The organism is Rathayibacter caricis DSM 15933 (genome assembly GCF_003044275.1).
Taxonomy (GTDB): domain Bacteria; phylum Actinomycetota; class Actinomycetes; order Actinomycetales; family Microbacteriaceae; genus Rathayibacter; species Rathayibacter caricis.
Map to the genome: position 1 here is coordinate 3223000 of NZ_PZPL01000001.1, position 12291 is coordinate 3235290.

Below are 12291 nucleotides of genomic sequence, written 5' to 3' on the forward strand. Positions count from 1 at the left end.
CAGGGCTCAGCTTTCTCTTCGGTCGGCGATGACGTGCCGGGACGGACCCGGAGGAACGAGGGGCGGGCCGGGCGCTCGTGCGCCCGTGCCCGCCGAGGAGACTACTGCGCGTCGGGCTTGCGGTCGCGCTCGATCGGGTCGACCAGCGGGTCGGCCTGGTGCGCGGCGTCGCGCTCGCCGAACGCGGGGGCGGTGCCGTCGACGGCGACGGTCTCGTCCTCGTCGGCCGCGACCTCGTTCTCGCTCGGGTCGATCAGGCGCGCGATGGCCTGGCGGTGGATCGTCAGCAGCGTGCCGGGCGTCGACTCGATGACGATCTTGTTGGCGTCGTCGTCGATCGAGACGACGGTGCCGAAGAGGCCGGAGCCGGTCATCAGCTCGACCCCCGGGACCAGGTTGTTCTTCATGTTCTCCGCGTCGCGCTGGCGCTTCTTGTTGTTGCGGAACATGAAGATGATCATCACGGCGAGCAGCAGGACGAGCAGGATGATCGTCGGATCCATGGGTGAGCCTTCCGGAGTGGGTGGCGACTCCGCGCGGCGTCTCAGCCGGGTGCGCGGGATCGAGCGGCCCGTCGGGCCTTGAAGATTATAGGTCATCCCCGAAGAGCGACTGCTGGGACCCGGCGGCCCCGCGCGGGTCGAGCCCGAAATGCCGCCAGGCCGCGGGAGTGGCGACGCGGCCGCGCGGAGTGCGGGTCAGCAGGCCGATCCGCACGAGGAAGGGCTCGACCACTGCCTCGACGGTCTCGGCCTCCTCCCCCACCGAGACGGCGAGGGTGTTGAGCCCGACGGGCCCGCCGTCGAACCGGGTCAGCACGATCTCCATGACGGCGCGGTCGAGGCGGTCGAGGCCGAGCGCATCGACGTCGTAGAGATCGAGCGCGGCCCGGACGGCCGTGACGTCGGCGCGGCCGCCGTGCACGAGGGCGAAGTCGCGCACGCGCCGCAGCAGGCGGTTCGCGATGCGGGGCGTGCCCCGGCAGCGACCGGCGATCTCGGCGATCGCGTCCGAGTCGATGTCGAGCTCGAGCAGCCGGGCGGCGCGGGCGAGGACCTGGCGCAGCTCGTCCTCGGCGTAGAACTCGAGGTGCGCGGTGAAGCCGAAGCGGTCGCGGAGGGGGTTCGGGAGCAGGCCCGACCGGGTGGTGGCTCCGACGAGCGTGAACGGGGCGAGGTCGAGCGGCACCGACGTCGCTCCGGCGCCCTTGCCGACCATGATGTCGATCCGGAAGTCCTCCATCGCGAGGTAGAGCATCTCCTCGGCGGAGCGGGCCATGCGGTGGATCTCGTCGATGAAGAGGATCTCGCCGGGAAGGAGTGACGACAGGACGGCCGCGAGGTCGCCGGCGTGCTGGATCGCCGGACCGCTCGAGAGGCGCAGCGGCGACGAGCTCTCCTCCGCCACGATCATCGCGAGAGTGGTCTTGCCGAGGCCGGGAGGACCGGCGAGCAGGATGTGGTCGGGCGTCCGCGCCTGCATCGCCGCGGCCTTCAGCAGGAGCTCGAGCTGCCCGCGGACCTTGCGCTGCCCGACGAACTCGCTGAGGCTCTTGGGCCGCAGCGCGCCCTCGAAGGCGATCTCGGCCTCGGAGACGACCTCGGGCCCGAGCAGTCCGTCGCCGCTCACGAGCGGGCCGCCGGCCCGAGTCGGGCGAGTGCGAGGCGCAGGAGAGCCTGCACGTTCGCGGCGTCGGACGCCTGGGCGTCGAGGAGGATCTCGTCGACCACCTCGGCCGCGATGCGCTCGGGCCAGCCGAGGCCGACGAGCGCCGACAGCACGCTCTGCGCGGCGGTCGCTCCCGGCCCCGAGCCGCGGGCGGCGCGCGGGCGGACCGCGAGCTTGCCCGCGAGCGACAGGATGATGAGCTTCGCCGTCTTCGGGCCGATGCCCGAGACCTTGCGGAACACCGCGTCGTCCTCGTCGGCGACCGCCTGCGCGATGCGCTCGGGCTCGACGGCCCCGAGGACGCCCAGAGCCGACTTCGGCCCGACTCCGGTCACCGCGATGAGGAGCTCGAAGATCTCGAGCTGCTCCTCGTCCGGGAAGCCGTAGAGCGTGAGCGAGTCCTCGCGGACGATGAGCGTGGTCGTGACCGTCGTCTCGTCGCCGACGCGCATCTCGAGCGCGTGCTGCGGAGTCACGTTGACCGCGTAGCCGACGCCGTGGACGTCGATCACGGCGAGACTCCCGCGGGCGGAGAGGACGGTGCCGCGGAGGGAGGAGATCACCGCGTCAGTCTAGATGCTCGAACAGGCGTTCGAGTGGAGGCCTCCGCGGCGCGCCACGCACGCTGCGCCGGCGTCTCCCCCTCCGTCGCGGACGACGGTCCGGCGGCGAGCGGAGCCCGCCACGCGTGGCAGACCGCGAGAGCCAGCGCATCGGCCGCGTCGGCCGGAGTCGGAGGCGCGTCCAGGCGGAGCACGCGCTGGATCATCGCGGTGACCTGCCGCTTGTCGGCGGCTCCGTAGCCCGTGACCGCGGCCTTCACCTCGCTCGGCGTGTGCATGCCGACCGGGAGGGAGCGGCGGGCCGCCGCGACGAGCGCCACTCCGCTGATCTGGGCTATGCCCATGACGGTGCGCACGTTGTTCTGCGCGAAGACGCGTTCGATCGCGACGGCGTCCGGGCGGTGCTCGTCGAGGAGCGCCTCGATGCCGTCGCCCAGCGCCAGCAGGCGCCGCTCGAGCGGGTCGTCGACGGGAGTGCGCAGCACGCTGACGTGCACCAGAGTGGCCCGCCGATCGCGGGCGACGTCGACGATGCCGACGCCGCACCGGGTGAGCCCCGGATCGATCCCGAGGACGCGCATCAGCGCGCGCCTCCCCGTCGACCCGGGGTCACCGGGTCACTCCTCGTTCTCGAGCTCGGCGCGCACCGCAGCGGTGATGTCGAGGTTCGTGTAGACGTTCTGCACGTCGTCCGAGTCCTCGAGCGCGTCGATCAGCCGGAACACCTTGCGGGCGGTCTCGGCGTCGGCCTCGACCTGGAGCGACGCGACGAACTCGACATCGGCTGAGTCGTAGTCGATGCCCGCCTCCTGCAGCGCCGACCGGGCCGGCACGAGCTCGCTCGGCTCGACTCGGACCTCGAAGCTCTCACCGTGGTCGAGGACGTCGTCGACGCCGAAGTCGAGGACCGCGCCGAGGACGTCGTCCTCGGTGACGCTCTCGCCGTGGGGCACGCTGATGACGCCCTTGCGCGCGAAGTTGTAGGCCACGCTGCCCGGGTCGGCCATGGTGCCGCCGTTGCGGGTCATGGCGGTGCGGACGTCGGCCGCCGCGCGGTTCTTGTTGTCGGTGAGGCACTCGACGAGCAGGGCGATGCCGTTCGGGCCGTACGCCTCGTACATGATCGTCGTGTAGTCGATGACCTCGCCGGTGAGGCCGGCGCCGCGCTTGATCGCGCGGTCGATGTTGTCGTTCGGGACCGACGTCTTCTTCGCCTTCTGCACGGCGTCGACGAGCGTCGGGTTGCCGGAGAGGTCGGCTCCGCCGATCTTGGCGGCGACCTCGATGTTCTTGATCAGCTTGGCGAACGACTTCGCGCGACGCGAGTCCTTGATCGCCTTCTGGTGCTTGGTCGTGGCCCACTTGGAATGCCCGGACACGGTGCTCCCTCGGAAAATCGTCGTAATGCGACCCCCGCAGGCGCCGCTGATAGCTGGATCAGTCTAATCCGGAGCCGGCGGTGCTGATTCGGAGCCGGTCCCTGCCCGGCTCCGCGCAGTCGGCTTCCCGAGGCGGTCCCGCAGGTGGAGCGTCCTGCGTCCGGCTACGCCGATCCGCTGACACGCGGATCGCCGGTTCGCCTGCGCCTTTGAGGGAGCCGACCCCGCGCGGCTCCACGCAATCACGGCGCCCACTCGGAGCCGGTCCCCGACCGGCTCCGCGCAGTCGACGGCGCCCATTCGGAGCCGGTCCCTGCCCAGCTCCGCGCAGTCGGCTTCCCGGAGTGGTCGCGCAGGTGGAGCGACCTACGTCCGGCTACGCCGATCCGCTCGCACGCGGATCGGCGGTTCGCCTCGCGCGGTGACCGGGCTGCCGCTCGAAGGACAGAGTCCGATGCGGGCGTCGGGGCCAGGACGCTGCCGCAGGATCGGGAAGGTGGGTCTCGATACGGCGCTGCGCGCCTACTCGACCAGCAGTGGGGGGTGTGGCCCTGAAGCAGCGGCGGTGGGATGCCGGACGGACGGACGCGGCGTCGGCTCCCGCACGATCGGTGAGGGTGGGCATCCTTGGAAGCGATCCCGACCTCCTTGCTGGTCGAGTAGCCCCGAAGGGGCGTATCGAGACCCACGTCTTTCAGAAGATCCGCCATTTCCCCGCCCCGCGCCGGCACCGAAGGCGCCCCCTCCGCTCGATACGGCGCTGCGTGCCTGCTCGACCAACAGGAGGCAGTGTCCCGACTGGCAGGGGCCGGATCGGCGACCACCCGCGAGCCGAATCGGCGATTCGCGTGCCAGCGAATCGCCCTAGGCGGACGCCGGACGCTCCATCCGCGCGACCACGCCGCGAAGCCGACCGCGCCGAGCCGGGCAAGGACCGGCTCGGACGCGGTTGCTGAAGCAGCCGGCTGCGCCGGCTACTTCAGCAACCGCGAGAGAACACGGTCCGCGAGGGGCTTCCCGTTGGTCTGGCAGGTGGGGCAGTACTGGAGGGTGGAGTCGGCGAAGATCACCTGGCGGATCGTGTCGTCGCAGACGGGGCAGGCCTCGCCGGTCCGGCCGTGCACGCGCATGCCGAGCTTCTTCTCCTTCTTGAGGTCGGCGGCGTGCAGCCCCTCGGCACGGCCGAGCGCCTCCTCGAGGGTGTAGCGCAGCGCCGAGTAGAGGCGGTCGAGCTCCTCGGCGGTGAGGGTAGCGGGCTTGAACGGCGACATGCGGGCGACGTGCAGGATCTCGTCGGAGTAGGCGTTGCCGATGCCGGCGATCCGCGACTGGTCGCGCAGCACGCCCTTCAGCTGGGCACGACCGGCGGTCGCCAGGATCGCACCGAGGATCTCGCGGGTGAAGGCGGGGTCCAGCGGATCGGGTCCGAGCCGGGCCGCGCGGTCGACGTCGCGCGGGTCGGCGACGATCGAGAGGGCGAGGCTCTTCCTCGTGCCGGCCTCGGTCACGTCGATCCCGGAGCCGTCCTCGAGGACGAAGCGGGCGGCGAGCGGTCCGCGGCCGGGCTTCACGGGAGCCGTCGGCCGCTCGGGGCGCCAGCGCACCCAGCCCGCGCGGGCCAGATGCAGGAGCACGTGCGCGTCACCCACCGCGAAGTCGAGGAACTTGCCGTGCCGCTCGACTCCGTGCACCGGCTGCCCGGCAAGGGAGGACGGAGGGATCGCGACGGTCTTGAGCGCCGAGATCGCGAACACGTCGAGCCGCTCGAGGACGTGACCGCCGAGCCGCCCGTCGAGATCGCGCGCGAGCGCCTGCACTTCGGGGAGTTCGGGCATGGCCCTACCCTGCCGCGCACCACCGACGCGGTCCACCCCCGCGCGACGGTCAGGCTCCGAAGCGCGTCGCCGCGACCTTCCGCAGGAACAGCTCGTGGAAGCGGTAGTCGCCCGTGATCTCCGGGTGGAACGACGTGCCCATCAGGTTGCCCTGCTCGACCGCGACGACCCGGCCGTCCGCGATCGCGGCGAGGGCGGTCGCCCGCTCCCCCAGCTCCTCCACGATGGGCGCGCGGATGAAGACCGCATGCACGGGAGGGTCGCCGATCACCGGCACGTCGAGGTCGGTCTCGAAGGAGTCGAGCTGGTTGCCGAAGGCGTTGCGGCGCACGGTCACGTCGAGGCCGCCGAAGCTGTGCTGGCCCTCGATCCGGTCGAGCACGCGGTCGGCGAGCATGATTAGGCCGGCGCAGGTGCCGTAGGCGGGCAGGCCCGCCGCGATCGCCTCGCCGATCGGCTCCGCGAGTCCGAAGAGCCGCGAGAGCTTGTCCATGACCGTCGACTCGCCGCCGGGGATGATGAGGCCGGCGACCGAGGCGAGCTCGGCCGGGCGGCGCACGAGCACCACCTCCGCGCCGAGCTCGCGCAGCACGGCCGCGTGCTCGCGGAAGTCGCCCTGGAGCGCCAGGACGCCGACCCGGAGCCCCTCGAGGGACTCGCGGGTCTCGCCCTCCCCCGCGACGCGGGGCCCGGTGCTACCAGCCACGCTCGGAGAGGCGGTGCGGCGCGGGGACGTCGGACACGTTGATGCCGACCATCGCCTCGCCGAGTCCGCGGGACGCCTCCGCGATGACCTTCGCGTCGTCGTAGAAGGTGGTCGCCTTGACGATCGCCGCGGCGCGCTTGGCCGGGTCGCCCGACTTGAAGATGCCGGAACCGACGAAGACGCCGTCGGCGCCGAGCTGCATCATGAGCGCCGCGTCGGCCGGAGTGGCCACGCCACCGGCCGTGAACAGCACGACCGGGAGCTTGCCGGTCTGCGCGATCTCGGCGACGAGGTCGTAGGGCGCCTGCAGCTCCTTGGCCGCGACGTACAGCTCGTCCTTGGTCATCGCCTTGAGGCGGTTCACCTCGGCCGAGATGGTGCGGATGTGCTTGGTGGCCTCGGAGACGTCGCCGGTGCCGGCCTCCCCCTTGGAGCGGATCATCGCCGCGCCCTCGGTGATGCGGCGCAGCGCCTCGCCCAGGTTGGTCGCTCCGCAGACGAAGGGGACGGTGAACTTCCACTTGTCGATGTGGTTCACGTAGTCGGCCGGCGAGAGGACCTCGGACTCGTCGATGTAGTCGACGCCGAGCTCCGAGAGCACCTGCGCCTCGACGAAGTGGCCGATACGGGCCTTCGCCATGACGGGGATCGAGACGGAGGAGACGATCGCGTCGATCAGGTCGGGGTCGCTCATCCGCGCGACTCCGCCCTGCGAGCGGATGTCGGCCGGGACGCGCTCGAGCGCCATGACGGCGACGGCGCCGGCGTCCTCGGCGATGCGGGCCTGCTCGGCCGTGACGACGTCCATGATCACGCCGCCCTTGAGCATCTCGGCGAGACCGCGCTTGACGCGGCTGGAGCCGAACTGCTCGGACGCGGCGGAGGAGGAGGGAGTGGTGGTGTCGGTCATGATCGCGGGTCCTGTTTCTCTGCTGTGTCTCCAGCCGACGGCTGGGCTCTGTCGCCCGCCGACGGCTGGGCTCTGTCTGGGGCCGACGGCCGGGCGGCGTCTCGCGTCGGAGGCGCTGCCGCACGTGCCGCCGACAGCGCCGTCCAGTCTACCGAGGTCCGCCTGCGCGGACCCCGCCTACTCGGCGGGCCAGGCGGCGGCGATGCTCGCGCGGACGTCGCCCAGGAGCTGCGGCAGCGCCTTCGTCCGGGCGATGATCGGGAAGAAGTTCGCGTCGGTCGCCCAGCGCGGAACCACGTGCTGGTGCAGATGCGCGGCGATCCCGGCTCCGGCGACCGCGCCCTGGTTCATCCCGAGGTTGAAGCCGTCGTTGTTCGACACCTCGCGGATCACGCGCATCGCGGTCTGCGTGAGGGCGCCGATCTCGGCCACTTCTTCCGGGGTGGCCTCGTCGTACAGCGGGATGTGGCGGTACGGGCAGACGAGGAGGTGGCCGGAGTTGTACGGGAAGAGGTTGAGCAGCACGTACGCGTGCTCGCCGCGGGCGACGATCAGCGCCTCCTCGTCGCTCAGCGTGGGCGCGACGCAGAACGGGCAGTCGTCGGCTCCGGGCTGCCCCTTCTGGATGTAGACCATGCGGTGCGGGGTCCACAGGCGCTGGAACTCGTCGGGGACGCCCGCGAGGTGCGCCGACCCCTCCGCTCCCTCGGGGACGAGCTCGTCCACGCTCACACCTGCGCCTTCGACGCGATCGCCTCGCGGATGCGCGCCACGGCGTCGGCGACGGGGATGCCGTTCTCCTGGGTGCCGTCGCGGAAGCGGAAGCTGACCGCGCCGGCGTCGCGGTCCTTCTCGCCGACGATGATCTGGAACGGCACCTTCTGCAGCGTGGCGTTGCGGATCTTCTTCTGCATCCGGTCGCTGGAGTAGTCGATCTCGGCGCGGACGCCGGCACGCTTGAGCTCGCCCACGACCTCCTCGAGGTAGGGCAGGTACTCGTCCGCGATCGGGATGCCGACGACCTGCACGGGCGAGAGCCAGACGGGGAACGCCCCGGCGTAGTGCTCGGTGAGGATCGCGAAGAAGCGCTCGATCGAGCCGAACAGCGCGCGGTGGATCATCACGGGGCGCTTCTTGGTGCCGTCGGACGCGGTGTACTCCAGCTCGAAGCGCTCGGGCTGGTTGAAGTCGAGCTGGATCGTCGACATCTGCCAGGTACGGCCGATCGCGTCGCGCGCCTGCACCGAGATCTTCGGACCGTAGAACGCGGCTCCGCCCGGATCCGGGACCAGCTCGAGACCCGACTCCACCGCGACCGCGCGGAGCGACTCGATGGCCGCCTCCCACTGCTCGGGGGCGCCGACGAACTTCGGGTTGCCCTCCTCGTTGGTGGAGAGTTCGAGGTAGAAGTCGTTGAGGCCGTAGTCGCGGAGGACCTGGAGCACGAACTCGAGGTTGCGGGTGAGCTCCGCCGCCACGTCCTCCTGCGTCACGTAGATGTGCGCGTCGTCCTGGGTGAGCCCGCGCACGCGGGTGAGGCCCTGCAGGGTCCCGCTCTTCTCGTAGCGGTAGACGGTGCCGAACTCGGCCAGGCGCAGGGGCAGCTCGCGGTAGCTGCGGCCGCGCGAGCGGAAGATCAGGTTGTGGAACGGGCAGTTCATGGGCTTGAGGTAGTAGTCCTGGCCCTGGCGGGTGACGTTGCCGTCCTCGTCCTGCAGCTCGTCGAGGTGCATCGGGGGGAACATGCCCTCGGAGTACCACTGCAGGTGCCCGCTGGTGGTGAAGAGGTCGCCCTTGGTGATGTGCGGCGTGTAGACGAGCTCGTAGTCGTGCGCGAGCAGCTGCTCCCGCATGTACTGCTCGATCTCGTAGCGGATGATGCCGCCCTTGGGGTGGAACACCGCGAGACCGGAGCCGATCTCGTCCGGGAACGAGAACAGGTCGAGCTCGTGCCCGAGCTTGCGGTGATCGCGGCGCGCGGCCTCCTCGAGGCGGGCCTGGTGCGCGCGCAGCTCGTCCTTCGTCGGCCAGGCCGTGCCGTAGACGCGCTGCAGCTGGGGGTTCTTCTCGGAGCCGCGCCAGTAGGCCGCGGCGTTGCGGGTGAGCGCGTAGCCGTTGCCGATCATGCGGGTGTTGGGCAGGTGCGGACCGCGGCAGAGGTCCTTCCAGACCGTCTCGCCCGAGCGCGGGTCGACGTTGTCGTAGATCGTCAGCTCGGCGCCGCCGACCTCGACGGACTCCTCGTCACCACCGCCGCCCTTGATTCCGATGAGCTCCAGCTTGTAGGGCTCGCCGGACAGCTCGGCGCGGGCCTCGTCCTCGGTCACCACACGGCGCACGAAGCGCTGCCCCTGGCGGACGATGCGGTCCATCGCCTTCTCGAGCGCCTTCATCGCCTCGGGCGTGAAGGGCTCCTCGACGTCGAAGTCGTAGTAGAAGCCGTCGGTGACGGGCGGGCCGATGCCCAGCTTCGCGTCCGGGTTGATCTGCTGCACCGCCTGGGCGAGCACGTGCGCCGCGGAGTGGCGGAGGATGTTCAGCCCGTCCGGCGAGGAGATCAGGACCGGCTCGATGCGGTCGCCCGGCACGACGTCGGCGGCCAGGTCCTTCAGCTCGCCGTTGACCCGGATCGCGACGACGGCCCGGTCGGAGAAGTGCGTGAAGCCCGTCCCGGCCTCGGTCACCACCGCGACGGACTCGTTCTCGGACGGATTCGACGGTTCGTTCGACACGCGCGGACACTCCTCAGGGCTTCGCCAACCCCTCGACTTTAGTCGCCCGTGTGCGCCGGGACGTTCCGGAGCCGGCTGCGGCAGCGACGGACGCACGTCAGCCGAGCACGGCCCGGACGCGCTCGTCCAGACCGCGGAGGGCGTCGACGAGCTCGCCGCGGTCGGCCCCGTCGAGCAGCAGGTCGTTCTGCACGAGGTGGCGCACGAGGACGGCCTCGACCCCCTCGGGGAGGGCGTCCGAGACGAGGGCGCCCTCGAGGACGGCGAGGACCGCCACCACCGCGAGGGCGTCGTCGACGGAGAGCGGCAGCGCGCTGCGGTCCGTGTCCATGCATCCGATCCCGGACGCAGGTCGCGTGCGTCCGTCTGGGTCCCCTCCACCTTGGCAAAACCCTCGGCGGAGAGAGCCGGAGAACGCCCGGCGGCTTCGTTTCCCGTACAGGCCCGCGGACGGGCGGGCTCCGCTCCTCGGGCTCGACTCCGCGCTGGTACGGTGTGCGAGACCGGCCCGGCACGCTGTACCGGTACACCGTGCCAGTGTCGGGGTGGGACGCGGACAGACCGATCAGGAGGAGGATCCGATGAACCGACGCGAGGAGATCCTCCGGGCGGCCCGGGCGCTCGCAGCCGAGCACGGAGTCGCGGCGCTGAGCGTCCGTGCCGTCGCGGCGCGCGCGGGCATCGGGGCCAGCACGTTGCGCCACCACTTCCCCACGCAGCGTGCTCTCTACGACGCGGTGGTCGCGGAGCTCTTCGACCCCGGTCTCGGCGATCTGCGGATCGACGACCGGCGCGTCGATCCGCTCGAGAGACTGCTGGAGTGCGTCGGGCAGTTCCTTCCGGCCGAGGACGCCCCTCCCGCCCTGGGCGGCTGGTTCGCGCTCCACGCGGCGTCCGCCGGTCCGGGCTCGACGGAGCAGGGCCGCGCTCTGGTCGCCGCCCTCGACGCGAGCAGCCGCGCGAGCACCGTGCGCTGGATCGATCTGCTCGCCGAGGAGGGCGTGCTGCGGCGCGGTCCGCTCGAGCAGCACGTGGAGCTGATCCTCGCGCTCGTCGACGGACTGCGGCTGCGGATGCTCGTGCCCGGGAGCGGGACCACTCCGGGCCGAGCGCTCGTCCTCCTGGCGGCGACCCTCGAGCGGGCCGTGATCCGCGACTGATCGTCAGTCCGAGGCGCGGAGTCGTGTCGCCAGCGCGTCGAGCTCCCGACCGAGCACGTCGGACTCCTGCGCGGCGAGTCCGCGGGCGAGCGCGTCCCGCTGCCGATCGTCGAGGGCGTCCGCCGCGACGAGCCCTTCCAGCATCGAGACGAGATCGGCGAGTGCCGCCGCGTCCCGTCGATCGAGCCCGTCCATCACGCCTCCTCGCGCCCGGGACAGTCTGCGCGCGGACCACCGGGGAGCGCTCCCCCCGGTGCGCGTTCGGTACAGCGCCGCTGGCAACCCTCTTGTCGATGATCCGGATCCGGCGTGGGCTGGACTCCTCCCACCGCCGCCGTGCGGCTTCTCGACGAAAGGCGCAGCCATGCTCTCCGACTCACCCATCGGCCCCGTCCTCCTCTCCCAGGACCTCGCCGCCTCGCGCGCGTTCTACGCCGACGCCCTCGGCCTGGAGGTGCTGGAGGAGTCCGACTCCGCCATCGCCTACTCGACGGGAGGGACGCGCCTGACGGTCACCGCCAGCACGACGGGCTCGAAGGACGAGCAGACGAAGGCGGCCTGGCGCGTCGAGGATCTCCGCGCCGAGCTCGAGGCCCTCGCGGCGCGCGGGGTGACGCCGGAGGACTACGACAGCGACGAGCTGCGCACCGTCGACGGCGTCGCCGATCGCGGCAGCGTCTGGGCGGCCTGGATCCTCGACCCCGACGGCAACGCGCTGGGCATCGAGCAGCCGAAGGACTGATCGTCGAGGCGATCAGCGCGCCCTAGAATCGCCCCATGTCCGACGACTCCCCCCGCACTCCCGCGCCCGGATGGTACCCGCACCCCGCCGACATCGGCTCGGAGCTCTACTGGGACGGCTCGGCCTGGACCGACCGGTCGCGCCCGTCCGCTCCGCAGGCCCCGCTGTACGGCACGCCGAGCGCGCCCCAGGCCGGTTCGCCCGGAACGGCGTACGGCACCCCTCCGGCAGCGCCTTACGGCACGGACCCGGCGGTCCCGTCCGCACCGTACGGAGCGGACCCGTACTCGGCCGCCCCGTACGGAGCGAACCCGTACGCCGCGAACCCGTACGACTCCACCGCCGCCTCCGGCCGCAACCCGATGGCCGTCGCGAGCCTCGTGATGGGGATCCTCAGCCTCGTGTTCAACGTCCTGTTCGTCCCCTCGATCCTCGCCATCGTCTTCGCGGTCCGTGGCCGGGCCGCGGCGACGGCGACCGGGATCGGACGGGGCATGGCGACCGCCGGTCTGATCACGGGCATCGTGGGCATCGCCGTCGGTGGCCTCATGTTCCTCGTCAACGTCGCCGGGTTCCTCGCCGAGCTCGGCAGCTGA

Annotated in this window: 15 protein-coding genes; 3 read left to right on the forward strand and 12 right to left on the reverse strand. The window is 71.5% G+C overall.

Annotated elements, in window-relative coordinates:
- Nucleotides 1–101: 101 nt before the first annotated feature.
- The 11 genes from yajC to C1I63_RS15035 all read right to left on the reverse strand — a co-directional run bounded on the left by yajC (nt 102) and on the right by C1I63_RS15035 (nt 10124).
- Entirely contained in the window at nt 102–503 is a 402-nt protein-coding gene (gene yajC / locus C1I63_RS14985) for a preprotein translocase subunit YajC (RefSeq protein ID WP_056867232.1), read from the reverse strand.
- 85 nt (nt 504–588) lie between these two features.
- Nucleotides 589–1629, reverse strand: coding sequence for a Holliday junction branch migration DNA helicase RuvB (gene ruvB / locus C1I63_RS14990; RefSeq protein ID WP_055791747.1), 1041 nt, complete (start codon nt 1627–1629; stop codon nt 589–591).
- The gene (gene ruvA / locus C1I63_RS14995) at nt 1626–2231 is read right to left on the reverse strand and encodes a Holliday junction branch migration protein RuvA (protein WP_056867234.1); all 606 of its coding nucleotides are present in this window, start codon (nt 2229–2231) and stop codon (nt 1626–1628) included. Before ruvA ends, ruvB begins: the two co-directional genes overlap by 4 nt.
- Nucleotides 2228–2812, reverse strand: coding sequence for a crossover junction endodeoxyribonuclease RuvC (ruvC, locus tag C1I63_RS15000; RefSeq protein WP_107575292.1), 585 nt, complete (start codon nt 2810–2812; stop codon nt 2228–2230). Before ruvC ends, ruvA begins: the two co-directional genes overlap by 4 nt.
- Before the next feature lie 36 nt (nt 2813–2848).
- Nucleotides 2849–3610 carry a YebC/PmpR family DNA-binding transcriptional regulator gene (locus C1I63_RS15005; RefSeq protein ID WP_107575293.1) on the reverse strand — a complete coding sequence of 254 codons (762 nt, stop codon included), beginning with the start codon at nt 3608–3610 and terminating at the stop codon, nt 2849–2851.
- 974 nt (nt 3611–4584) lie between these two features.
- Nucleotides 4585–5445: an Fpg/Nei family DNA glycosylase gene (locus tag C1I63_RS15010; RefSeq protein WP_107575294.1), complete on the reverse strand. Its 861-nt coding sequence runs from the start codon at nt 5443–5445 to the stop codon at nt 4585–4587.
- Nucleotides 5446–5494: 49 nt separating this feature from the next.
- On the reverse strand, nt 5495–6073 hold the full coding sequence (gene pdxT / locus C1I63_RS15015) for a pyridoxal 5'-phosphate synthase glutaminase subunit PdxT (protein ID WP_243591485.1): 579 nt from the start codon (nt 6071–6073) through the stop codon (nt 5495–5497).
- A 67-nt stretch (nt 6074–6140) separates the two neighbouring features.
- Nucleotides 6141–7061, reverse strand: coding sequence for a pyridoxal 5'-phosphate synthase lyase subunit PdxS (gene pdxS, locus C1I63_RS15020; protein ID WP_055791734.1), 921 nt, complete (start codon nt 7059–7061; stop codon nt 6141–6143).
- A gap of 177 nt (nt 7062–7238) precedes the next feature.
- A complete protein-coding gene (locus C1I63_RS15025; RefSeq protein ID WP_230670441.1) occupies nt 7239–7787 on the reverse strand; it encodes an HIT family protein in 549 nt (182 codons plus the stop codon).
- A gap of 2 nt (nt 7788–7789) precedes the next feature.
- The gene (gene thrS / locus C1I63_RS15030; RefSeq protein ID WP_107575894.1) at nt 7790–9748 is read right to left on the reverse strand and encodes a threonine--tRNA ligase; all 1959 of its coding nucleotides are present in this window, start codon (nt 9746–9748) and stop codon (nt 7790–7792) included.
- A gap of 142 nt (nt 9749–9890) precedes the next feature.
- The gene (locus C1I63_RS15035) at nt 9891–10124 is read right to left on the reverse strand and encodes a hypothetical protein (protein ID WP_055791728.1); all 234 of its coding nucleotides are present in this window, start codon (nt 10122–10124) and stop codon (nt 9891–9893) included.
- 250 nt (nt 10125–10374) lie between these two features.
- Between C1I63_RS15035 and C1I63_RS15040 the strand changes: the two genes are divergently transcribed.
- The gene (locus C1I63_RS15040; RefSeq protein WP_170116397.1) at nt 10375–10953 is read left to right on the forward strand and encodes a TetR/AcrR family transcriptional regulator; all 579 of its coding nucleotides are present in this window, start codon (nt 10375–10377) and stop codon (nt 10951–10953) included.
- A gap of 3 nt (nt 10954–10956) precedes the next feature.
- Here the strand turns inward: C1I63_RS15040 and C1I63_RS15045 are convergent, their stop codons facing one another.
- A complete protein-coding gene (locus C1I63_RS15045; protein ID WP_107575297.1) occupies nt 10957–11148 on the reverse strand; it encodes a hypothetical protein in 192 nt (63 codons plus the stop codon).
- 169 nt (nt 11149–11317) lie between these two features.
- On the opposite strand from C1I63_RS15045, the gene C1I63_RS15050 reads away from it, so the two are divergent.
- Both C1I63_RS15050 and C1I63_RS15055 read left to right on the forward strand, forming a co-directional pair.
- Nucleotides 11318–11695 carry a VOC family protein gene (locus tag C1I63_RS15050; protein WP_107575298.1) on the forward strand — a complete coding sequence of 126 codons (378 nt, stop codon included), beginning with the start codon at nt 11318–11320 and terminating at the stop codon, nt 11693–11695.
- Nucleotides 11696–11730: 35 nt separating this feature from the next.
- Nucleotides 11731–12291 (forward strand): DUF4190 domain-containing protein, encoded by a 561-nt coding sequence (locus C1I63_RS15055; RefSeq protein ID WP_107575299.1) that lies wholly within the window; start codon nt 11731–11733, stop codon nt 12289–12291.